The 19,924-nt window shown below is 62.4% G+C and carries 23 protein-coding genes; 10 read left to right on the top strand and 13 right to left on the bottom strand.

Annotated elements, in window-relative coordinates; translation table 11 throughout:
* Window positions 1–41: 41 nt before the first annotated feature.
* The 3 genes from M5C71_RS21415 to M5C71_RS21405 are packed head-to-tail and all read right to left on the bottom strand — an operon-like array spanning window position 42 to window position 3,856.
* The gene (locus M5C71_RS21415) at window positions 42–1,316 is read right to left on the bottom strand and encodes a cytochrome c (protein ID WP_248768674.1); all 1,275 of its coding nucleotides are present in this window, start codon (window positions 1,314–1,316) and stop codon (window positions 42–44) included.
* 12 nt (window positions 1,317–1,328) lie between these two features.
* The gene (locus M5C71_RS21410) at window positions 1,329–3,113 is read right to left on the bottom strand and encodes a GMC family oxidoreductase (RefSeq protein WP_248768673.1); all 1,785 of its coding nucleotides are present in this window, start codon (window positions 3,111–3,113) and stop codon (window positions 1,329–1,331) included.
* Window positions 3,114–3,115: 2 nt separating this feature from the next.
* Window positions 3,116–3,856 (bottom strand): gluconate 2-dehydrogenase subunit 3 family protein, encoded by a 741-nt coding sequence (locus M5C71_RS21405; RefSeq protein ID WP_152736542.1) that lies wholly within the window; start codon window positions 3,854–3,856, stop codon window positions 3,116–3,118.
* Window positions 3,857–4,157: 301 nt separating this feature from the next.
* Between M5C71_RS21405 and M5C71_RS21400 the strand changes: the two genes are divergently transcribed.
* Window positions 4,158–4,802 carry a protein tyrosine phosphatase gene (locus M5C71_RS21400; protein ID WP_248768672.1) on the top strand — a complete coding sequence of 215 codons (645 nt, stop codon included), beginning with the start codon at window positions 4,158–4,160 and terminating at the stop codon, window positions 4,800–4,802.
* Here M5C71_RS21400 and M5C71_RS21395 read toward each other — a convergent pair.
* The 3 genes from M5C71_RS21395 to prlC form a co-directional block, all read right to left on the bottom strand.
* Window positions 4,780–6,804, bottom strand: coding sequence for a M3 family metallopeptidase (locus tag M5C71_RS21395; protein WP_248747451.1), 2,025 nt, complete (start codon window positions 6,802–6,804; stop codon window positions 4,780–4,782). The genes M5C71_RS21400 and M5C71_RS21395 overlap by 23 nt on opposite strands.
* A gap of 137 nt (window positions 6,805–6,941) precedes the next feature.
* The gene (locus M5C71_RS21390) at window positions 6,942–7,229 is read right to left on the bottom strand and encodes a YheV family putative zinc ribbon protein (protein ID WP_248747450.1); all 288 of its coding nucleotides are present in this window, start codon (window positions 7,227–7,229) and stop codon (window positions 6,942–6,944) included.
* Entirely contained in the window at window positions 7,226–9,304 is a 2,079-nt protein-coding gene (gene prlC, locus M5C71_RS21385) for an oligopeptidase A (protein ID WP_247263085.1), read from the bottom strand. Before prlC ends, M5C71_RS21390 begins: the two co-directional genes overlap by 4 nt.
* A 62-nt stretch (window positions 9,305–9,366) precedes the next feature.
* Here prlC and M5C71_RS21380 point away from each other — a divergent pair, with 62 nt between their 5' ends.
* Window positions 9,367–9,915, top strand: a complete 549-nt coding sequence (locus M5C71_RS21380) for a gamma carbonic anhydrase family protein (protein WP_177103933.1) — start codon at window positions 9,367–9,369, stop codon at window positions 9,913–9,915.
* Between the two features lie 27 nt (window positions 9,916–9,942).
* Window positions 9,943–10,587 (top strand): HAD family hydrolase, encoded by a 645-nt coding sequence (locus tag M5C71_RS21375; protein WP_103496243.1) that lies wholly within the window; start codon window positions 9,943–9,945, stop codon window positions 10,585–10,587.
* 119 nt (window positions 10,588–10,706) lie between these two features.
* Here M5C71_RS21375 and M5C71_RS21370 read toward each other — a convergent pair whose 3' ends face one another.
* The gene (locus tag M5C71_RS21370) at window positions 10,707–11,756 is read right to left on the bottom strand and encodes an aminopeptidase (RefSeq protein ID WP_248768671.1); all 1,050 of its coding nucleotides are present in this window, start codon (window positions 11,754–11,756) and stop codon (window positions 10,707–10,709) included.
* A gap of 176 nt (window positions 11,757–11,932) precedes the next feature.
* Between M5C71_RS21370 and M5C71_RS21365 the strand changes: the two genes are divergently transcribed.
* Window positions 11,933–12,349 carry a hypothetical protein gene (locus tag M5C71_RS21365; protein WP_103496241.1) on the top strand — a complete coding sequence of 139 codons (417 nt, stop codon included), beginning with the start codon at window positions 11,933–11,935 and terminating at the stop codon, window positions 12,347–12,349.
* Window positions 12,350–12,351: 2 nt separating this feature from the next.
* Here M5C71_RS21365 and M5C71_RS21360 read toward each other — a convergent pair whose 3' ends face one another.
* Entirely contained in the window at window positions 12,352–12,585 is a 234-nt protein-coding gene (locus tag M5C71_RS21360; RefSeq protein WP_103496240.1) for a DUF1161 domain-containing protein, read from the bottom strand.
* A 128-nt stretch (window positions 12,586–12,713) separates the two neighbouring features.
* Window positions 12,714–13,145: an OsmC family protein gene (locus M5C71_RS21355; protein WP_248768670.1), complete on the bottom strand. Its 432-nt coding sequence runs from the start codon at window positions 13,143–13,145 to the stop codon at window positions 12,714–12,716.
* A gap of 220 nt (window positions 13,146–13,365) precedes the next feature.
* On the opposite strand from M5C71_RS21355, the gene M5C71_RS21350 reads away from it, so the two are divergent.
* Complete coding sequence (locus M5C71_RS21350) at window positions 13,366–14,367, top strand: LLM class flavin-dependent oxidoreductase (protein WP_103496238.1); 1,002 nt, start codon at window positions 13,366–13,368, stop codon at window positions 14,365–14,367.
* 54 nt (window positions 14,368–14,421) lie between these two features.
* On the opposite strand, the gene M5C71_RS21345 is transcribed toward M5C71_RS21350, so the two are convergent.
* Both M5C71_RS21345 and M5C71_RS21340 read right to left on the bottom strand, forming a co-directional pair.
* Window positions 14,422–14,652: a DUF1161 domain-containing protein gene (locus M5C71_RS21345; RefSeq protein WP_177103937.1), complete on the bottom strand. Its 231-nt coding sequence runs from the start codon at window positions 14,650–14,652 to the stop codon at window positions 14,422–14,424.
* Window positions 14,653–14,786: 134 nt separating this feature from the next.
* On the bottom strand, window positions 14,787–15,002 hold the full coding sequence (locus M5C71_RS21340) for a dodecin (protein ID WP_100939968.1): 216 nt from the start codon (window positions 15,000–15,002) through the stop codon (window positions 14,787–14,789).
* A gap of 161 nt (window positions 15,003–15,163) precedes the next feature.
* Here M5C71_RS21340 and M5C71_RS21335 point away from each other — a divergent pair, with 161 nt between their 5' ends.
* Window positions 15,164–15,490: a DUF883 family protein gene (locus M5C71_RS21335; RefSeq protein ID WP_103496236.1), complete on the top strand. Its 327-nt coding sequence runs from the start codon at window positions 15,164–15,166 to the stop codon at window positions 15,488–15,490.
* Here the strand turns inward: M5C71_RS21335 and M5C71_RS21330 are convergent.
* Window positions 15,487–16,380, bottom strand: coding sequence for a LysR family transcriptional regulator (locus M5C71_RS21330; RefSeq protein WP_103496235.1), 894 nt, complete (start codon window positions 16,378–16,380; stop codon window positions 15,487–15,489). The two genes, M5C71_RS21335 and M5C71_RS21330, sit on opposite strands and share 4 nt — an antisense overlap.
* Window positions 16,381–16,492: 112 nt before the next feature.
* Between M5C71_RS21330 and trpB the strand changes: the two genes are divergently transcribed.
* The 4 genes from trpB to M5C71_RS21310 all read left to right on the top strand — a co-directional run bounded on the left by trpB (window position 16,493) and on the right by M5C71_RS21310 (window position 19,578).
* On the top strand, window positions 16,493–17,713 hold the full coding sequence (gene trpB, locus M5C71_RS21325) for a tryptophan synthase subunit beta (protein ID WP_248768669.1): 1,221 nt from the start codon (window positions 16,493–16,495) through the stop codon (window positions 17,711–17,713).
* On the top strand, window positions 17,713–18,519 hold the full coding sequence (gene trpA / locus M5C71_RS21320; RefSeq protein ID WP_248768668.1) for a tryptophan synthase subunit alpha: 807 nt from the start codon (window positions 17,713–17,715) through the stop codon (window positions 18,517–18,519). Before trpB ends, trpA begins: the two co-directional genes overlap by 1 nt.
* 193 nt (window positions 18,520–18,712) lie before the next feature.
* On the top strand, window positions 18,713–18,994 hold the full coding sequence (locus M5C71_RS21315; RefSeq protein ID WP_248768667.1) for a hypothetical protein: 282 nt from the start codon (window positions 18,713–18,715) through the stop codon (window positions 18,992–18,994).
* Window positions 18,995–19,137: 143 nt separating this feature from the next.
* Window positions 19,138–19,578 (top strand): anti-virulence regulator CigR family protein, encoded by a 441-nt coding sequence (locus M5C71_RS21310; RefSeq protein ID WP_248768666.1) that lies wholly within the window; start codon window positions 19,138–19,140, stop codon window positions 19,576–19,578.
* Window positions 19,579–19,582: 4 nt separating this feature from the next.
* On the opposite strand, the gene M5C71_RS21305 is transcribed toward M5C71_RS21310, so the two are convergent.
* On the bottom strand, window positions 19,583–19,909 hold the full coding sequence (locus tag M5C71_RS21305) for a DOPA 4,5-dioxygenase family protein (RefSeq protein WP_152736554.1): 327 nt from the start codon (window positions 19,907–19,909) through the stop codon (window positions 19,583–19,585).
* Window positions 19,910–19,924 lie beyond the last annotated feature (15 nt).

Below are 19,924 nucleotides of genomic sequence, written 5' to 3'. Positions count from 1 at the left end.
AGTCAGGCGAATCTGCCTAGCACCGTCTGGCAGGCGCCAGCCTACGGTTTGGCCGGCATATCCTCCTTGCGCAACGCCGCCACATCGCTGGCCTTTACTGCGCCGCCCTGATTACCCCAACTGCCGCGAATGAAACCGACCACGTCCGCCACTTCCTGGTCCGACAATCGCCAGGCAAACGCCGGCATGGTGAAGTTCGAAGGTGCGGTGTGGGTCGCCGGCAAGGTGCCGCCCTTGAGCACGATATGGATCAACGACGTCGGGTCCGCCGATTGCACCACCGGATTACCGGCCAACGCCGGGAACACCCGGGTATAGCCGTGACCGTCGGTACGGTGGCAGGCCGCGCAGTTGTCGATATAGACCGACGCCCCCGGCTTGCTGTCATCACCTTTCCACAGGGCTTGTGCGACCTGCGGCTCATAGGCGTGAGGCGCGTCCTGCGGATCCACCGGCGGCAAGCTCTTGAGGTAGCGGGCAATCGCCGTCAGATCGTCATCGCTCATGTATTGCATGCTGTGCACCACCACATCGCTCATGCCGCCGAATACCGCGCTGCGATCGCTGCGACCGGTCTTGAGGAACTGCACCAGCTGCGCTTCGTTCCAACTGCCGAGGCCATCCTTATGGTCGCCGCGCAGGCTTTTCGCGATCCAGCCCTCGAGCGGCGCGCTGCCCGCCAGGAAGGCACTGCCGTCATTCGCGCTCAAGGCTTTTTCCTGCATGGTCAGGGCCCGTGGCGTATGGCAGGCACCGCAATGGCCGAGGCCTTCGACCAGATAGGCGCCACGGCTCACCACCGGGTCAGCGCCGCTGCCGGCCTGGTATTCGGCGACCTTGGGCGCAAACACCCAGCGCCAACCCGCCAACGGCCAGCGCATGCTCAGCGGCCAGGGGATATCGACGGCCTTGTTGTCCTGGGCCACCGGCACCACGCCCTTCATGAAGTAGGCGTACAGCGCCTGCATATCGCTGTCGCTGACCCGGGCGTAGGACGGATAGGGCATCGCCGGGTAAAGCGTACTGCCGTTCTTGGCGACACCATGGCGGACCGCCTGGTCGAAATCTTCGAAGCTGTAGGCGCCGATCCCACTTTTATCCGGGGTGATATTGGTCGAATAGATCGTGCCGATGGGCGTCTGCATCGGCAGCCCGCCGGCGAACGGCTGGCCGCCCTTGGCCGTGTGACAGGCCACGCAATCCCCGGCCCGCGCCAGGTATTCGCCCTGCTTGATCAGGGCCGACGGATCGGCCTCGGCGGCGCTGACCGCGCCATTGCCCAACAGCGCCAGGGTGGCGATAACCAGTGCTTTCATGTTCATCGCTCCTTATGCCTGGACCAACGGGCCGGGATTTTTCAGGTACTGCTCGCGGATCGCCCGGGCCGACCAGTAGGTCAGCGCCGCCACCAGGCCGGTGGGGTTGTAGCCCAGGCCCTGGGGGAAGGCCGAAGCGCCGGGGACGAAGACGTTGTGCACATCCCAGCATTGCAGGTAGCGGTTCAGGACGCTGGTCTTCGGGTCGGTGCCCATGATCGCGCCACCGTTGAGGTGGGTGGTCTGGTAGGACGACGTGTTGAAGTGCTCACCGACCTGCTTGCCCAGCAGGGCAATGGACTTGGGGTTCATCGCCTCGGCGACCTTGCTCAGTTTGTCGACCATGAAGCGGTTCATCTTGATGTCGTTTTCCTGCCAGTCGAAGGTCATCCGCAACAGCGGCAAGCCGTAGGCATCACGGTAAACCGGGTCGAGATCCAGGTAGTTGCCCCGATAGGACTGGTGCGCACCGTGGGCATCCATCGACACCTGGTGGGTGTAGTAATCGGCCGTGGCACGTTTCCAGGCACTGCCCCAGGCTGGTGTGCCCGGCGGGTTCGAAGTCCCGGCAATCGGCCGGCTGCCGGCCTGGTTGACCCACATCGGCGACCCGCCGACAAAGCCATGGGGGCCGTGGTCGAAGTTATCGGCGTTGAAATCGTCGATCGCCACACCGTTGCCGCCGGCACCGATAAAGTTGTTGGTGTGCACGTCCTTGTCGAAGAAGGCCTTCACGGTGGCCATGTTCTGGTAGGCGAAGTTCTTGCCCACCACGCCTTCGCCGGTGATCGGATCGTAGGGTTTGCCGATGCCGGACAGCAGCATCAACCGCACGTTATGGAACTGGAAGGCGCCGAGAATCACCAGGTCGGCCTCTTGCTCCACCTCGCGGCCCTGGGCGTCGATATAGGTCACGCCGGTGGCCTTGCTTTTGGTGCTGTCGAGATTGACCCGCAGCACGTGGGAATTGGGCCGCAGTTCGAAGTTCGGCACCTGGCGCAACGCCGGCAGGATGTTCACGTTCGGCGAGGCCTTGGAATACATGTAGCAGACATAACCGCTGCAGAAGCCGCAGAAATTGCACGGGCCCATCTGCGCCCCGTAAGGGTTGGTGTAGGGCCCTGAAGTATTTGCCGATGGCAGATTGTAGGGCTTGTAGCCGACCTCGCTGGCGGCTTTCTGGAACAGCTGCGCGGAGTAGGTGTTCTTCTGCGACTCCAGCGGAAAGGGATTGGAGCGATCCGGCGCGTAGGGGTTGCCGCCCTTGCCCTGGCCGACCAACTGGCCCTTGACGGTCCAGGCCTGCCCCGAGGTGCCAAAGACCTTTTCGGCATGGTCGAAGAACGGTTCCAGCTCTTCGTAGCTGACGCCGAAGTCCTGGATGGTCATGTCCTTGGGAATGAAGTGTTTGCCGTAGCGCTCTTCGTAGTGACTGCGGATGCGCAGCTCGATGGGATCGACCCGAAAGTGCACGCCAGACCAGTGCAGCCCCGCACCACCCACGCCATTGCCCGGCAGGAACGCGCCGAGCTGGCGGTTCGGCAGGGCGACGTCATTGACGCTATGGCGAATGGTGACGGTTTCCTTGGAGATATCCTGGAAGAGTTTCTTGCGCACGCTGTAGGTGAGCTCGTCGATCACCTGTGGGTAATTGCCGTCTGGGTAGGTGTCCTGCATGGGACCGCGTTCCAGGGCCACGACATTGAGCCCGGCTTCGGTCAGTTCCTTGGCCATGATCGCCCCGGTCCAGCCGAAACCGACGATTACCGCGTCGACCTTCTTCATTTGAATCGCCATGCTCATGCCCTCTCGCCGCGAATGGATACAGCCGGGAAGGGGTATTGCTCGTTGCGTTCAACCCAATCCATAAAGTCGGCGCGGGCGCCGGGAAAGCCGATCATGGTCCAGCCGACCAGACCTTTGTTGCCGCCATGGATCGGGTCGCTGAAGAAACCTTCCTTGGTGTTTTGCAGCAGGAAGCTGAAGAAAATCTTCGGCGGGACACTGTCGAAATCGGCGTCTCCGACCTCCAGTCGCTTGAGCAAGGCATCCTGGGTAGCGCTGTCTTGCGCGGCAAAGGTTGAACCGTGCAGCTTCTTGCACCAGGCCTCCGTAGCAGCGATGCCCAGCCGATAGATCTCGCGGGGCACCAGTTTGCTTTGCCAACCCATCTCCGGCGGCGCATCGGCGGCGAAGGGCCCCTGCATAAACCACAAGGCGCCACTGGCGTAAGGGGTGTTCATTTGCCGGTCGATAAATTCCGGCACACCAGCTTCCAGGGCACCCGGCCCCTGGGCATCGGCCGGAATCAATCGGGCCACGGCGGCATTGAGAAAAGCCCATTCCTCGGCGGTGAAGAAGCTCGGCTCGTAATGCCCGCTGTTGACCGGAGCCTTGTCGGCGGCCGCTGGCGTCACTTGCGAGGCGGCTTGCAGGACACTGCTGCCCAACGCGCTGCTCGCCACGGTGACCACCGGGATCAAGGTCAGGGTTTTGCGCAGGAACTCACGCCGCGGGTTATCTCGATCTTGATCAGACATGGCGTTACCTCTCTCATCTTGCACGCACGGATTATTCGGTCACTTCAATTGAGCAACCTGTCTTTTTCGGGTAGCGGTCTCTATCGAGACACCTCGAATTGAGAACACACTGGCAACCTTTAGTTACAAATGATAGCAGCCTAAGCATCAGGATGAATCGATTCAGCTAAAAATCTCGACCTTTTCCGCCCCCATTCCACCCCTCTCACAAATCTTTGACGCTCGACTCACGGGCTTTTGATCCGTAAAAAACAATGCTATAGGGCAATATCGAGTTCTCTTTTCCGGGCGCCGTCCATCTATGTCGATCGTTCGCTGGTTTTCCCTCCTTGGCCTGATACTGATCAGCGGTCTGGTGCTGCTCGCCGCCCAGGCCGGCGACAACAGCAGCCAACGCCCGCCGCAATGGGCCACGCCGGTGGGCAACCAGTACAACCTCAACCAGATGACCCCGACGCTCTATCGCAGCACCTTGCCCGACAGCAATGCCGTGCCGATCCTGGCCAGGCTGAACATCACCACGGTCATCAACTTCCAGCCGGAGGCCGACTCCAGCTGGCTGTCAGCCCCGAACATCAAGCAGGTGCAACTGCCCTACCGGATCGGCCATGTCGATGACGCCGACGTGTTGACCGTCTTGCGCGCGATCAAGGACGCCGAGGACCGGGGTTCGGTACTGATCCACGACCGGAAGGGCACGGAACGCACCGGCCTGATGGCGGCGATGTACCGCGTGGTGGTGCAGGGCTGGAGCAAGGAGGAAGCCCTGAGCGAAATGATGATGGGCGGGTTTGGCGACACCCCGCACTTCAAGGACAGCATCCGTTACATGATGCAGGCGCCGGTCGACAAGCTACGCGAGGCCCTGGCCAGCGGCGCGTGCAGCACCAGTCCCTACGCTACCTGCGCAGTGCAGAGCTGGCTCAAGTCGGCACAGGTGCAGTGAGTTCATCGAGGGTTCGTCCCAGAAACGCCTCAATGGATTTCAGGATGGGCCGGGAACCGCCCGGCGCGAAGACCAGCTCGCGCAGGCGCCTGCCTTCCACGGGATCGAAGAGCCCCTGCTCTTCGAAACGGCTGAACACCGCCCTCGCCAGCATCTGCCCCCAGGGATAGATGAAATAGGCGGCGTCCGTGCCGGTGACCAGGTGACTGAAACTGTAGACCTGACGCACATCGCTCGGTGCCGGCAGCGACAAGACCTCATCGCGCACCCGTGCGCTGCGCTCCAGGACGCTTTGCTCCCGGGCGGGGTTCTGGTGCAGCTCCAACGCGAGCGCGGCAAGAATCAGGGTACTGGCCGACTTCAAGCCGTTGCCGGTGGTGAGTGAAATCATCAACCGGTCGGCCTGATCGGCAGAAAGCGCGGCGCCGGTCTGGTGGTGCCGACTGATCTCGACGAGATAGGCAGGCGAATGACACCAGCACTCCAGCAACGCCGAGAAGAACTCGCCAGCATCCCTGGCCGAATCGGTACCGGACAAGCTCCAGCAAGGAGAGCGGTCCAGCAACTGATGCAGGCAGTGCCCAAACTCGTGGAACAGTACCCGCATCTGTCCGTGCTTGAGCAGCAGGGGCTTGTCAGCCGCGGGCCGCGGAAGATAACAGTACAGCACCACGACCGGCAGGGTCAGGCTGCGGCCCTCGACCGATAGCAGCCGATGGCGCAGCGCATACATCGCGCCGCTCCTGGTGGTCTTCTCCTCGCGGGCGAACAGATCGAGGAACAGGTAGCCTATCGCCTGCCCATACTCGCGAACCTCGAACGGGCGGACGTCGGGGTGCCAGGTATCCAGTTCGTCGCGGGCGATGAATTCAACGCCGAACAGGCGAGCGGGGAGTGCCAGCAGGCTTTTCAGAACCTGCTCGAGTTCGAAGTAGGCGCGACTTTCATCCTCGCTGATCGCACCCTTGTGCAGGCGCAGCTGCTGGCTATAAAAGGGCCGGTCCCAGGGTTTCAGCTCCGTCAGGCCCTGCTCGGCGGCAAACGCCTCCAGTACCTCCACTTCGCGGATCCAGCCTGGTTTTTCCGCGGCCACCAGTCGGCGCAAGAATCCCTCGACCTGCTCGGCAGAACTCAACGAAAGGCTTTGCAGTTGCAGTGCCGCGCTGTTGGCGAAGCCCAGCAGCTCAGCCTTCATGAAGCGCAATTGCAGCAACTCGTCGAGCACGGGCGTATTGTCATGGTCCGTTTCGGCATCGCTGGCACGGCTCACAACGGCCTCATAGACCTGCTGGCGCAGCTCGCGCCCTCGCGCATCCCGAAAGATCGAGCTGACCGCCTGCGGATCGTCGATGTTCAACCACCAACCGGCAAAGTTCGACTCGTGGTACAGCTCCATATGGACCTTGTCCTCGTCCGAAACGCCCTCCAGGGTACTGTCGTCGCTGAAGTACAGGCTGCCGTCTTCACTGGCGATGCGCACATTGTTGAGGAAGCGCAATTCCAGTTGCCGGATTCGCGCGTCCAGCGCCCGCAACCGGGTCTTCTGTTCCTCGGACAAATGCGCCCCCGCCAGCCGGCAATCCAGCACGACCCGCTGGAGCGCGGCGACACGCGTGGCGTCGAACAGGCGCGCGTTCGCGCTGCCCGCCAGGCGTTCGTAGAGTTGAAAGAGCCCGGGATGCTGGCTGACTTCAAGGCGGTAAGCGAGATAACGCCGGCGGCAACTGTGGAACGCCTCTCCCCACACGGGGTAGGGGCGGGCGGTACTCAAGGCGGTAATGACGCCCATAAGCCCCGCCAGGCGCCCCCGCAAGGCGTCGACCGGTACGAAGAAGTCGTCCCAGGTCGGGTTTTCGCTCTGGTTCGCGATAATCTCGTCGATCGCGCTCCAGTGGTGTTTGATCAGCGCCTCGAGCGCCGGCAGCAGGTGCTCGACACGCACCGATGAATAGGCCGGCAGATCAGGCGGCTGCGCGTGCAGCAAAGGGTTGAAGGTCCCCACGGTTCACTCCTGGACAGGCACGGACCGCCAGCGGGTCCGCTCAAGGCCACAGTCTGGGGTAGCAGGCGCTTGCGCGAGTGGTACAGGGATAAGACATCCCCGGGCCTTGGACGGCCCGGGAAAGCGGAGCGGCGGGATTACTTGTCGTCGGGCTTTTTCAGCTTCGGATTGGGGAAAAACTGCACGGTCTGGACCTTATTGTCCTGCGGGGCCTTGGCCGGTGCGGTATTGACCCGCGTGCCCAGCTCCTTGGGCACCGACAAACCCTGTTCATTCAGGGTGTCGGCATAGCCGCAAGCCACGCACTCACGGTGCGGAACGTCGTCTTCGCTCCACATCATCAGCTTGTCCTGCTCGCTGCACGCCGGGCAGACTGCCCCGGCGATAAAGCGCTTCTTGGTCTTGATCACGGGAGCCTCGCTCATGCCGCGGCATCCTCGCTGAGGCCGCTGTGACGCAAGAGTGCGTCAATCGACGGCTCGCGGCCACGGAAGTCGACGAACAGCACCATCGGCGCCTGGGAGCCACCGCGGGCCAGGATCGCTTCACGGAAGGCACGACCGGTCTGTTCGTTCAGCACACCCTCTTCCTCGAACTTGGAGAAGGCGTCGGCCGACAGCACTTCCGCCCATTTGTAGCTGTAGTAGCCCGCCGCGTAACCGCCGGCGAAAATGTGCGCAAAGCTGTTGGGAAAGCGGTTGTAGGCCGGCGGACGCATCACCGAGACCTCGTCGCGCACGCCTTCGAGGACCTGTGCCACGCTGCGGCCGTCGCCGTGGGTGGCATGCAGTTCGAAGTCGAACAGCGAGAATTCCAGCTGGCGCACCATCATCAGCCCGGACTGGAAGTTCTTTGCCGCGAGCATTTTTTCCAGCAGGTCCTGGGGCAGCGGTTCGCCGCTTTCGTAGTGACCGGAGATCAACGCCAGGCCTTCGGGCTCCCAGCACCAGTTTTCCATGAACTGGCTCGGCAGCTCCACGGCATCCCAGGCCACGCCATTGATACCGGACACCCCGGCATGGTCGATACGGGTCAGCAGGTGATGCAGCCCATGGCCGAACTCGTGGAACAGGGTGGTGACTTCGTCATGGGTCAGCAGGGCCGGCTTGCCGCTGTCGGCCGGGGCGAAGTTGCACACCAGGTTGGCCACCGGGCTTTGCAGGACGCCATCAACCGTACGCCGACGATCACGGGCACCGTCCATCCAGGCCCCGCCACGCTTGTTGGCGCGGGCATAGAGGTCAAAGAAGAAACGCCCGACGTGCTGGCCGTTTTCCTTGATTTCGAACAGGCGGACATCCGGGTGCCAGGTGTCGAAACCGCTCTGCTCGGCAATCTCGATGCCGTACAGGCGCTGGACAATGGCGAACAGCCCGCCGAGAACCTTGTCGATCGGGAAGTAGGCGCGCAGGGCTTCCTGGGAAACGCTGTAGCGTTGCTCACGCAGCTTCTCGCCGTAGTAACCGCTGTCCCAGCTTTGCAGCTCGGCACAGCCTTGTTCGGCGGCGTAGGCCTTGAGTTGTTGCAGGTCCTGGGCGGCAAACGGCTTGCTGCGCTTGGCCAGGTCGCGCAGGAAGGTCAGCACCTGGTCGCTGGAGTCGGCCATCTTGGTCGCCAGGCTCAATTCCGAGAAGCTGGCGAAACCCAACAATTGCGCCAGTTCCTGGCGCAGGTCGAGGATTTCTTCCATCACCGGGCCGTTGTCGTACTGGCCGGCATTCGGGCCCTGGTCCGAGGCACGGGTGCAGTAGGCGGCGTACACCTCTTCGCGCAGCGCGCGGTCCTGGGCGTAGGTCATCACCGCGTAGTAACTCGGGAATTCCAGGGTGATCAACCAGCCGTCCAGGCCCTTGGCCTGGGCCGCGGCGGCCATTTGCGCCTTGGAGGAGTCGCTCAGGCCGGCAAGACCGGCCTCGTCGGTGACGTGCCGGGTCCAGGCCTGGGTCGCGTCGAGCAACTGGTTGGAGAAGCGGCTGCCCAGTTCGGACAGCTTGCTCTGCACCTCGGCATAGCGCTTTTGCTGCTCGGGCGGCAGGTCGATACCCGACAGGCGGAAGTCGCGCAGGGAGTGTTCGAGAATGGTTTTCTGGCCGACGTCGAAGCTGGCGGCCTGCGGGCTGTTCGCCAGGGCTTCGAAGGCCTGGAACAGTTCGCGGTTCTGGCCCAGCTCCGTGGAGTAGGCGCTCAAGGCCGGCAGGCAGGCCTCGTAGGCTTCGCGCAATTCAGCGCTGTTGCACACCGCATTCAGGTGGCTGACAGGACTCCAGGCGGCGCCCAGGCGATCGTTGAGTTCATCCATCGCCAGGATCAGCCCGGCCCAGGTAGGCTGTTGGCCTTGGGTGGCGAGGATTTCGGCGATGGCCGCGCGGTTGTCCGCCAGGATCTGTTCAATGGCCGGCAGCACGTGTTCCGCGCGGATCGCCGAGAACGGCGGCAGGTCGTAGGACTGCAGAAGAGGGTTGTTCACGCTCACGGTTGGCACCTTGGCTGGAAGAAACATGGGCCCATCTTAATTACAATCGACGTCGACCGCAGCTATCAACCAAAGAGAGAGCGCCTATCGTGACCCTTCGTACCTATCAGAACCTCACGCCGGCACTCGGTGAACGGGCCTTTGTCGACCGTTCGGCGGTGGTGATCGGCGACGTCGAAATCGGCGCCGACAGCTCCATCTGGCCGTTGACCGTGATCCGCGGCGACATGCACCGCATCCGCATCGGCCAACGCACCAGCGTGCAGGACGGCTGCGTGTTGCATATCACCCACGCCGGGCCTTTCAACCCCGAGGGTTTCCCGCTGCTGATCGGCGACGACGTGACCATCGCCCACAAGGTCATGCTGCATGGCTGCACGGTGGGCAGCCGGATTCTGATCGGCATGGGCAGCATCGTCATGGACGGCGCGGTGATCGAGGACGAGGTGATCGTCGGCGCCGGCAGCCTGGTGCCGCCGGGCAAGGTCCTGGAAAGCGGCTTTCTCTATGTCGGCAGCCCGGTCAAGCAGGCGCGCGCGCTGACGGACAAGGAACGGGCGTTTTTCACCTACAGCGCGGCGAACTACGTGAAGCTCAAGGACCTGCACATGGCCGAAGGTTATCACCAGGCCGTTTGATTATTTTTTGTACAACCAGGACATTCCATGCATTACCAGACGATTCTCTTCGACCTCGACGGCACCCTGACCGACCCGCGCGAGGGCATCACCCGTTCGATCCAGTACGCACTGGGCAAACTGGGGATCGACGAGCCGGACCTCGGCAAGCTCGAACACTTTATCGGCCCGCCGTTGCTGCAGGCGTTCATGCAGTTCTACGGGTTTGACGAGGCCAAGGCCTGGGAGGCGGTGAACTTCTACCGGGAGCGCTTCAAGGTGACCGGGCTGTATGAAAACCGGGTGTTCGAAGGGGTCATGCCGTTGCTGGAGCTGCTGGGCGGGCAGGGGCGCACCTTGTATATCGCCACGTCCAAGCCCTGGGTGTTTGCCCGGGAGATTGCCCGGCATTTCGATTTTGCCCGGCACTTCAAGATGATCTACGGCAGCGAGCTGGATGGCACGCGGACCGACAAGGTCGAGCTGATTGCCCACCTGATCGCCGAAGAAGGGCTGGAACCGAGCGATACGCTGATGATCGGCGACCGCAAGCACGACCTGATCGGCGCGCAACGCAATGGTCTGGATGCGGCGGCGGTGGGGTATGGGTTCGGCAGTTTCGAGGAGTTGAGTGCGCAGCAGCCGGCTTATCATTTCCAGACGTTGGCGCAGTTGCATCGGGCGTTTGTGTAAGACGTGAAACCGTGTCGCCTGCATCGCGAGCAAGCTTGCTCCTACAAGATATCGGTCGTCCGCAACTTATTGGCACGACACAAACATTGTAGGAGCAAGCTTGCTCGCGATGGCGCCCTTCAGCCAGGCATCAGCTTGCGCAACGCCGCCGTACGCTCGCCAACCGGCAAGCCCCCCAGCTTTTCCACAGCCTTGAAGAACGACGGCCAGTCGCCATTCACCTGCTTGAACAACGCCGCAAACGCCGGCACCCACTGGTCATACAGCCCGAAGGGCAGCAACTTGGCGTTATTCAGCGGCCCATTGATCCAGGCGTCATAACGCTTGTCGCCGGCCCACTGACTCGCCTGCATCTTGTGGTATTCATCACGCAAGCGCTGGAACTCCTGCGCCTTGCGCTCACGCATCTGCTCGACCGGCAAGGCCTGCGCATACAACTGCTGCAAGCGCGCCCGGGTCTTCAGCACCAGTTCGATAAACTGATCCTTCTGCGCTACATCGTTGACCTTGGCCGGCGGCAAGCCTCGCGCCGCCCGCCATTGCCGCGTGCCTTCCTGCTCGACGAAGTTGGCATAGGACTCATTGAACTCGGTGTCGTCCTTCACATAAAAACGCTGGTGCGCCAGTTCATGAAAGATCAGCGTCGCCAGGCGCTCGTCGCCCCAGGTCATCATCGAACTGATAATCGGATCGTCGAACCAGCCCAGCGTCGAGTAGGCCTCGACCCCGCCGATATACACGTCCATGCCCTGCTGCTTCTGCAGCGCCGCCTCACCCCGCGCCGCGCCCTGGTTGTAATAGCCGCGATAGGCCACGCAACCGGCAATCGGGAAACAATGCTGCTGCGGGGTCAGGGAAAATTCCGGCGTGGCAAAGACATTCCAGACCACATAAGGGCGTTTGATATCCGCATACAAGCGGTAACTGCGGTTGTCCGGCAGGTGCAGATGCTCGCTGGCAAAGGCCCGCGCCTGCTGGGACTGGGCCAGGTGTTCGCGCAGTTTCGGGTCCCGGGCCGGATCGGCAATCACCTCGGCCACCGGCTCCCGGGCGTGCAACAGGCTCAACTGGCCACCGGCCAGCTGGCTATAATAATTGAGACTGCTGCAACCACCGAGCAACAGCAGCAAGGCGCCTATCGAACCGCGTACCACGGGCCTGAACATCATGGGAATCACCTGCAGGGAGCAGACACAAGACTAGCGCGCGGGCTGAAGGCTTTTCCATGAAGATTATCGAGGTTGAGGTGTTCACCGCAGGGAGGCCCCACCACAAGCTTCACGCCCGGGCGTCCCGATACCCCTGAACGCAGGTATGCTGATCTCCTGAACAGAGTGGAAACATCATGCGCAAACATCTCCCCGTACTCTTCGCCCTGGCCAGCCTGGGCGGCTGTATCAGTCCGTTACCGGCGGTGAATCCGCAAATGGCCTGGGTCGACCTGGACACCCACACCGGTACGGTGATCATGGCCGAAAGCCTGGACAAGCAGCGTCTGCGCGACGGACGCTTTTTCCAGGTCACGCCGGGCAGCCATGACCTCCTGGCTCGTTTCGATTACGAGGTCTATATCGGCGGCATGGCGATGAACACCGACCCGCCGAACCGGCTGTGCTACCTGAGCGTGCACTACGACCACTTCGAAGCCGGCCGGCGCTACCGCCTGGAGGGTATAGCCCTGGGCTTCAACGCCAGCGCGCGGCTGTACAACGACAAGGGTGAAGTCGTGGCGGAGCAGAACAATGTGTTCTGCATTCCGTAGCTTCAGCGGTCGTTCTTCTGGTAGATGATTTTCTTGCTGCCGCCTTCACAACTGCCCACGACCATGTTCTGGTCGTGGACTTCATCCCTGGCAACGATCTCCAGGGTGTAGGAACTGACGCCGGCCGCCTGGATCTTGGTTTCGATCTCGGACTTGAGCTCTTCACACGGCTTGGTCGCGGCCAGGGCCGAGGTGGCCAGCACGCAACAGAAAATCCCCAGGGCAATACGTTTCATGGTCGAACTCCTTGACTACGGCAGCGCGTCGCCAGGGCGTACGCGCAAACTGCCACAGTTCATTCGACCACACTTGCGCCAGCCAAGTTCTGAGCCGCCTCACATCCCTGGGTCTTGCCAGTGCACAATCAGTGCACCAAGGTCCCGGTGAGGCTGATCTTCGCGTTCAACACCTTGGACACCGGACAACCTTCCTTGGCCTTTTTGCTCAGCTCATCGAACTGCTGCTGGCTGGCGCCGAGGATTTTCGCCTTGAGAATCAGGTGCACCGCGGTGATCGCAAAACCACCGTCAACCTGGTCCAGGGTCACTTCGGCCTGGGTGTCGATACTGTCGGCCTTGAGCCCGGCCTCGCCGAGAATCATCGAAAAGGCCATGGAGAAACACCCCGCGTGGGCGGCGCCGATCAGTTCTTCCGGGTTGGTGCCCTTGCCGCCTTCGAAACGTGCCTTGAAACCGTAAGGCGCTTCACGCAACACCCCGGTTTCCGTGGAAATGGAACCAATACCGGTTTTCAGGTCGCCTGCCCAATGAGCCGATGCTTTCTTCGTGATACTCATAGCTGCCTCCTCAAAAGCCGGCGCGAAGGGTTCACGCCGGGGTCAAGGTTCTGAGGATAGACGCTGGATTAAAGTTCACCCTGTCAGACTCATCTGAAAAAAATGCCGGTTAAAAACAGCTCCCCCCTTGAAACTCGGGTATATGCCCACATTCCCTGGAGACCGGCAGGTTTTTCGACAGCAGACGAAGCCTGCGTACCCTCACAGGAGTAGCAGGCTCATGAAGCGACTGTCCGACGTCAAGTTTTCCACCCTCGACCTGGTGCCCGTGCGCCAGGACGGCAGCCCGGGCCAATCCCTGCGCAATTCGCTGGATCTGGCCCGTCATGTGGAAAAGTTCGGCTACCACCGCTTCTGGGTCGCCGAGCACCACAACATGGACGGGATCGCCAGTTCGGCGACGTCCGTGCTGCTGGGTTACCTGGCGGGCGGCACCTCGACCATTCGCGTCGGTTCCGGCGGCGTGATGCTGCCCAACCATGCGCCCCTGGTGATCGCCGAACAGTTCGGCACCCTGGAAAGTCTCTATCCCGGCCGTATCGACCTGGGCCTGGGCCGCGCCCCGGGTTCCGACCAGATGACCGCCCGGGCCCTGCGCCGCGAGCGTTCGGGCAGCGCCGACGACTTCCCCGAAGATGTCACTGAACTGATGGGCTACCTCGGCCCGCGCACACCGGAACAACGGGTGATCGCCATGCCGGGCACCGGTACCCAGGTGCCGGTCTGGCTGCTGGGTTCGAGCCTGTTCAGCGCACAGCTGGCCGGGGAGCGGGGTTTGCCCTACGCCTTCGCCTCACATTTCGCACCGCGCTACATGCATGAGGCGATTCGCGTCTACCGCAATCACTTCAAGCCTTCGGCGGTGCTCGACAAACCCTACGTGATGCTCGGCGTACCGCTGGTGGCCGCGGATACCGATGAAAAGGCCGACTACCTGGCGACCTCGGTGTACCAGCGCATCCTTGCGCTGATGCGTGGCCAGAGCCTGGTGCAACGGCCGCCGGTGCAGACCATGGATGGCCTGTGGCTGCCCCACGAAAGAGAAGCGGTGGCGAGTTTCCTCGGCCTGGCGATGGTCGGCAGCCCCGAGAAGATCCGCGCCAAGCTGGAAGTCCTGATCGAGCAGACCCAGGCCGATGAGCTGATCTTCACCTGCGACCTGTATGAACATGCCGATCGACTGCATTCCTACGAGTTGCTGGCGCAGGTCATGAAGGGCTGACGGCCAGAAACAGAAAAGCCGGCGCCTGGCGCCGGCTTTGATCCCCACTCACGCTTATTTGCGCTTGTAGACGATTTCCTTCTTACCCGCCTCGCAGCGGCCAACGGTCTTGCCATCGGAACCCGTATTGCTGCCTGCATCGACGATCTGCAGCGAATAACCATGAACGCCCTTGGCTTCAAGCTTGTCCTTGATGTCCTTCTCCACCACGTCGCATGGCTTGCCCGCCGCAAGGGCGGTTCCCGCCAGACTCAACAACGCTACCGCCAGCACAAGCTTCTTCATCGATCATATTCCCTGGTCAGATCAAAAAAAGTGCGTCGGCTTTTGGGCGACGCACCTCGGGCTATTTAGCCCCCTCTGTATAGCAATCAATATGGCAGTCGGCCAGCCTATAAGTTCAAAAGGCCAGTATTTGTTCAGCTATTGGCGATTCTGAAGCCGACTTTCAGGGTGACCTGGAAGTGCGCGGCCTTGTTGTCCTTGATATGCCCACGGGTATCAAGCACCTCGAACCATTCCAGATGCTTGATGCTTTTACCGGCTTCGGCCAGGGCATTGTTGATAGCGTCTTCGATACTGGTGGGGGAAGAACCTACCAGTTCGATTTTCTTGTAGGTGTGGTGGTCGCTCATGCTGTTCTCCTAAGTCCCGGGGGCTGTCCAGAGAGCCTAGCAGTGATTTTTCCCACAGCTCGGATCGATAGATCCTGAGATGCGATGCAGATTTTCTGCACTTTCACCGCGCGCTGGAGTCCCAATCTGCACACGCCACTCAACTGCGGGAGAACGCCGATATGGCCAGCAACGCACTACGCAAAGCCTCATTGCAAAGCATGGAAGCCGAAATCGAGAGCCTGCTCAAGTCCCTCGAAAGCCTCAAGGACGACGCCTCGGACGAGTCGCGCAAAACCCTCAAGGCCCTCAAGAGCAATGCCGAGAACGCGCTCAAGCATTCACGTCACCTGCTCAGCGATGCCTATGAAGAGGTCAAGGTCAGAACCCGCGAAACCGGGATTGCGACCCGTGATTATGCCCAGGAACATCCGTGGACAACCGCCGGTGTCGCGGTGGGTGCGCTGGGGCTTTTGGCCGCTTACCTGTTGTGCAAACGCGGCGATTAAGCCCTGTGTTCCAACTCGGTCTTGAGCCATTGGGCCAACTGCTGGGCGCGTCCGTCCGTGGCGCGCCGGGGTAGCCACAAGGCCAGCCGCCCCGGGGTTTCATTGAAGCCCCAGGGCGCCACCAGCCGACCGCCACGCAAATCGTCCGCCACCAGCGGCTGCGGCGCGATCGCCACCCCCAAACCGGCCACCGCCGCTTCGAGCAGGTAGTACAGATGCTCGAAACCCTGTCCGTACTTCAACTGCGCCGCATCGATACCGTTCTGCCGCGCCCAGCTGGGCCAGGCCTGGGGTCGTGAGGTGGTGTGCAACAGCGCTTCACCCACCAGGCCACGGGCCGGGGCCCGTAGCAATGACTCGTAACGGGCAAAATGCGGACTCATGACCGGGCCGATGCGCTCGCTCGCCAGTTCTATAACCTGCATATCCGCCGGCCACGGCGGCTCGGCGAACAGCAACAGGGCATCGAGCCCCGGCTTGCGCGGATCGAGATCGCCTTCACCCGCCGACAGGTGCAGGCGCAGGTCGGGCAAATCGGCATTCAACCGCCCCAGTCGCGGAATAAACCAGCGCGCCAGCAGGCTCCCGGAACAGCCCAGCACAAAGGGCGCGTCCGCCGTGCTCTGGGTCAACTCGGCGCAGACCGCCCGCAGCCGCTCGAACGCCTCGAAACTGGCGTCGCGCAGGCGAACGCCCGCATCTGTGAGTTTCAGGCCGCGGCCTTCCTTGGCGAACAGGCTCAGGCCCAGATGCTCCTCAAGCACTTTCAACTGCCGGCTGACCGCTCCATGGGTCACATGCAGCTGTTCGGCGGCCTGACTGACGCTGTTCAAGCGGGCGGTGGCCTCGAAGGCGCGCAAGGCATTGAGCGGGGGAAGGTCGCGGCTCATGGTATCTGTGAGTTTTCCTGACAGGTTACGGCGATCTTATCGGTTTTCATCCGCGCCTGTCATGGTTAGAGTGAACCCCATCAAACATTCAATCGCCCACCTGGAGCCTCCCATGACCCAGTCCAACCTGCGCAACGGCCCCGACGCCAACGGCCTGTTCGGCGCATTCGGCGGCCGCTACGTGGCCGAAACCCTGATGCCGCTGATCCTCGACCTGAACCGCGAATACGAAGCCGCCAAGATCGATCCTGCGTTCATCGAGGAACTGGCCTACTTCCAGCGCGACTACGTCGGTCGTCCGAGCCCGCTGTACTTCGCCGAACGCCTGACCGAACACTGCGGCGGCGCGAAGATCTACCTCAAGCGCGAAGAGCTGAACCACACCGGCGCCCACAAGATCAACAACTGCATCGGCCAGATCCTGCTGGCGCGGCGCATGGGCAAGAAACGCATCATCGCCGAGACCGGCGCCGGCATGCACGGCGTGGCCACCGCCACCGTCGCCGCGCGTTTCGGCCTGGACTGCGTGATCTACATGGGCACCACCGACATCGAGCGCCAGCAGGCCAACGTGTTCCGCATGAAGCTGCTGGGCGCCGAAGTGATCCCGGTGGTCGCCGGCACCGGCACCCTGAAGGACGCGATGAACGAAGCCCTGCGCGACTGGGTGACCAACGTCGACAGCACCTTCTACCTGATCGGCACCGTCGCCGGCCCGCACCCGTATCCGGCCATGGTCCGCGACTTCCAGGCGGTGATCGGCAAGGAAACCCGCGACCAGTTGCAAGCCCAGGAAGGGCGCCTGCCCGACAGCCTGGTGGCGTGCATCGGTGGCGGCTCCAACGCCATGGGCCTGTTCCACCCGTTCCTCGATGACACCAGCGTCGAAATCATCGGCGTCGAAGCGGCCGGCCACGGTATCGAAACCGGCAAGCATGCCGCCAGCCTGAACGGCGGCGTCCCGGGCGTGCTGCACGGCAACCGGACCTTCCTGCTGCAGGACGATGACGGCCAGATCATCGATGCCCACTCGATTTCCGCCGGCCTCGACTACCCCGGCATCGGCCCGGAACACGCCTGGTTGCACGATATCGGTCGCGTCCAGTACACCTCGGTCACCGATCACGAAGCCCTGGCCGCGTTCCACCAGTGCTGCCGCCTCGAAGGCATTATCCCGGCCCTGGAAAGCGCCCATGCCCTGGCCGAAGTGTTCAAGCGGGCGCCGACCCTGCCCAAGGATCACCTGATGGTGGTCAACCTGTCCGGTCGCGGTGACAAGGACATGCAAACCGTCATGCACCACATGCAACAGTCCCAGCAGGAGAAACACTGATGAGCCGCCTGCAAACCCGTTTTGCCGAGCTGAAAGAACAGAACCGCGCCGCCCTGGTGACCTTTATCACCGCCGGTGACCCGGGTTATGACACCTCCCTGGCGATCCTCAAGGGCCTGCCCAAGGCCGGTGCCGATGTGATCGAGCTGGGCATGCCCTTCACCGATCCGATGGCCGACGGCCCGGCGATCCAGCTGGCGAACATCCGTGCCCTGGGCGCCAAGCAGAACCTGGCAAAAACCCTGCAGATGGTTCGCGAGTTCCGCGCCGAGAACAACGACACACCGTTGGTGCTGATGGGTTACTTCAACCCGATCCACCACTACGGCGTGCCGCGTTTTATCGCCGATGCCAAGGCCGCCGGTGTCGACGGCCTGATCGTGGTCGACCTGCCACCGGAACATAACGGCGAGCTGTGCGACCCGGCCCAGGCCGCCGGCCTGGACTTTATCCGCCTGACCACGCCGACCACCGACGACGTGCGCCTGCCCACCGTACTCAACGGCAGCTCCGGCTTCGTCTACTACGTGTCGGTGGCCGGTGTGACCGGTGCCGGCTCGGCGACCCTGGAACACGTCGAAGAAGCGGTGGCCCGTCTGCGTCGTCACACCGACCTGCCGATCAGCATCGGTTTCGGTATCCGCACCCCGGAGCAGGCCGCGGCCATCGCCCGGTTGGCGGATGGCGTGGTGGTCGGCTCGGCGCTGATCGATCACATCGCCAACGCCACCAGCGATGAGCAGGCCATCGATGGCGTGCTGAGCCTCTGCGCGGCCCTCGCCGAAGGCGTACGTACCGCGCGCTGAACCACGCGGCACGGCACAGAGGGATCCAGGGCCACCGCCCTGGGTCCCTTTTTCATGGGCACCAACCTGAGCGTTTATTGACAGAACTGCGCTGTCAAAGGCGTAATCATTACATGCTCTTTCCGGGAGATACCGGCAAGAGACGGCCGCGCAGGAGCGCTGGATCGTTACCTATGAACATGGATGCCCCCCTATGACCCTCGCTGTCGCCTGTACCTTCCTCGATCACCAGTCCGTCACTGAAATCCCGCGCCCAAAGCGGCTCAGGTCGGTCACTTCGCTTCCACGCCAAACGCCGCCACCGCGACAAGACCTGTCCAGCCTGTTCGCGTTCGAAGCCCTGGCGCCCAGCGCCACGAGCCTGGCCTCCGATCCCGCAAGAACCGTCGGCGAGCCGGCGAACGATGCCTCCTTGCGCGAACGCCTCGAAGCCCTGCGACACGGCATGAGCGAACGGCATGATCGCTGGCGATAACGTCGGCGCCGGCCAAAGGTAAAGTTCCTGATACAAAGGAATCTAAACGCCACCATGCGGACTAATAAAGTATGACCCGGGGGTTTGAAGCCAAATCTTCACCCCTATTCGATGTATTGCCCGTGTGGTGAGGAATGCCCCCGATGAAAATGCCCAAACGCCTGATGGCCGGTCTTGGTCTGCTGGTACTGAGCGCCAGTCCGCTGCTGCATGCCGAGGATCAATGGCACGGCGAAGACCATGATCACGGTGGCTATGACCAACGGGGTCCCGACAGAGGCCCGGACAGGGGACATGACGAGCGCAATATGCACCGTCCGCCCCAGGACTTCGGCCCGGTCCGGCAGATCATTCATGATGACCGTGAACACTTCGGCCGTGGCGCGCCACCGCCACCGGGCTACCGTCTGGAACGTGGCCGGCCGCTGCCACGGGGCTACGAAGGCGAGCGCCTGGACGACCGGGCACTGAGCCGCCTGCCGAGGTATGAGGGTTACGAGTGGCGGCGCATGGGCAATGACGTGGTCCTGATTACCATCGGCACCGGGATCGTCTACGAGATTCTCGACGGCGTGCTGAACTGACCGCCTAGAACAGCGACAGATCCAATGGCCTGACCGCCCCCATCCAGATCCCATGATCGCGATGGTCGGCCAGGTCATCGCCGGTCAGGGGATGGATGAACACCACCAGGCCCTTGCGGTGCAACGCCAGCCACGGCAAGACCACGCCGATATATTGCGCTTCGAACGCCAGTTGGCAGCTCCAGTCCGGATGAGGTCCCACCGGGCGCTCGTGCACCCGTCCCATCTGCAGTGGAAAGGTCGTCGCCGCCAGCTCACATAGCTCACGGGCCTGCTCCAGGGTCGAAGCATCGAAATAGATGTGGGCGTGATAACCCTTGATACGTTGCATGCCGCTCCCGTTCAG

The sequence above is a fragment of the Pseudomonas sp. MWU12-2345 genome (genome assembly GCF_023242385.1).
Classification (GTDB): Bacteria; Pseudomonadota; Gammaproteobacteria; order Pseudomonadales; family Pseudomonadaceae; genus Aquipseudomonas; species Aquipseudomonas gingeri_D.
This window is presented reverse-complemented; position numbering and strand designations above follow the sequence as displayed.

Excerpts from the sequence above, each read along its gene's own strand:
- M5C71_RS21415 (WP_248768674.1), bottom strand. The coding sequence starts at position 1,316 with ATGAAAGCACTGGTTATCGCCACCCTGGCGCTGTTGGGCAATGGCGCG.
- M5C71_RS21410 (WP_248768673.1), bottom strand. The coding sequence starts at position 3,113 with ATGGCGATTCAAATGAAGAAGGTCGACGCGGTAATCGTCGGTTTCGGC.
- M5C71_RS21405 (WP_152736542.1), bottom strand. The coding sequence starts at position 3,856 with ATGTCTGATCAAGATCGAGATAACCCGCGGCGTGAGTTCCTGCGCAAA.
- M5C71_RS21400 (WP_248768672.1), top strand. The coding sequence starts at position 4,158 with ATGTCGATCGTTCGCTGGTTTTCCCTCCTTGGCCTGATACTGATCAGC.
- M5C71_RS21390 (WP_248747450.1), bottom strand. The coding sequence starts at position 7,229 with ATGAGCGAGGCTCCCGTGATCAAGACCAAGAAGCGCTTTATCGCCGGG.
- prlC (WP_247263085.1), bottom strand. The coding sequence starts at position 9,304 with ATGTTTCTTCCAGCCAAGGTGCCAACCGTGAGCGTGAACAACCCTCTT.
- M5C71_RS21375 (WP_103496243.1), top strand. The coding sequence starts at position 9,943 with ATGCATTACCAGACGATTCTCTTCGACCTCGACGGCACCCTGACCGAC.
- M5C71_RS21370 (WP_248768671.1), bottom strand. The coding sequence starts at position 11,756 with ATGATGTTCAGGCCCGTGGTACGCGGTTCGATAGGCGCCTTGCTGCTG.
- M5C71_RS21365 (WP_103496241.1), top strand. The coding sequence starts at position 11,933 with ATGCGCAAACATCTCCCCGTACTCTTCGCCCTGGCCAGCCTGGGCGGC.
- M5C71_RS21360 (WP_103496240.1), bottom strand. The coding sequence starts at position 12,585 with ATGAAACGTATTGCCCTGGGGATTTTCTGTTGCGTGCTGGCCACCTCG.
- M5C71_RS21355 (WP_248768670.1), bottom strand. The coding sequence starts at position 13,145 with ATGAGTATCACGAAGAAAGCATCGGCTCATTGGGCAGGCGACCTGAAA.
- M5C71_RS21350 (WP_103496238.1), top strand. The coding sequence starts at position 13,366 with ATGAAGCGACTGTCCGACGTCAAGTTTTCCACCCTCGACCTGGTGCCC.
- M5C71_RS21345 (WP_177103937.1), bottom strand. The coding sequence starts at position 14,652 with ATGAAGAAGCTTGTGCTGGCGGTAGCGTTGTTGAGTCTGGCGGGAACC.
- M5C71_RS21340 (WP_100939968.1), bottom strand. The coding sequence starts at position 15,002 with ATGAGCGACCACCACACCTACAAGAAAATCGAACTGGTAGGTTCTTCC.
- M5C71_RS21335 (WP_103496236.1), top strand. The coding sequence starts at position 15,164 with ATGGCCAGCAACGCACTACGCAAAGCCTCATTGCAAAGCATGGAAGCC.
- M5C71_RS21330 (WP_103496235.1), bottom strand. The coding sequence starts at position 16,380 with ATGAGCCGCGACCTTCCCCCGCTCAATGCCTTGCGCGCCTTCGAGGCC.
- trpB (WP_248768669.1), top strand. The coding sequence starts at position 16,493 with ATGACCCAGTCCAACCTGCGCAACGGCCCCGACGCCAACGGCCTGTTC.
- trpA (WP_248768668.1), top strand. The coding sequence starts at position 17,713 with ATGAGCCGCCTGCAAACCCGTTTTGCCGAGCTGAAAGAACAGAACCGC.
- M5C71_RS21315 (WP_248768667.1), top strand. The coding sequence starts at position 18,713 with ATGACCCTCGCTGTCGCCTGTACCTTCCTCGATCACCAGTCCGTCACT.
- M5C71_RS21310 (WP_248768666.1), top strand. The coding sequence starts at position 19,138 with ATGAAAATGCCCAAACGCCTGATGGCCGGTCTTGGTCTGCTGGTACTG.
- M5C71_RS21305 (WP_152736554.1), bottom strand. The coding sequence starts at position 19,909 with ATGCAACGTATCAAGGGTTATCACGCCCACATCTATTTCGATGCTTCG.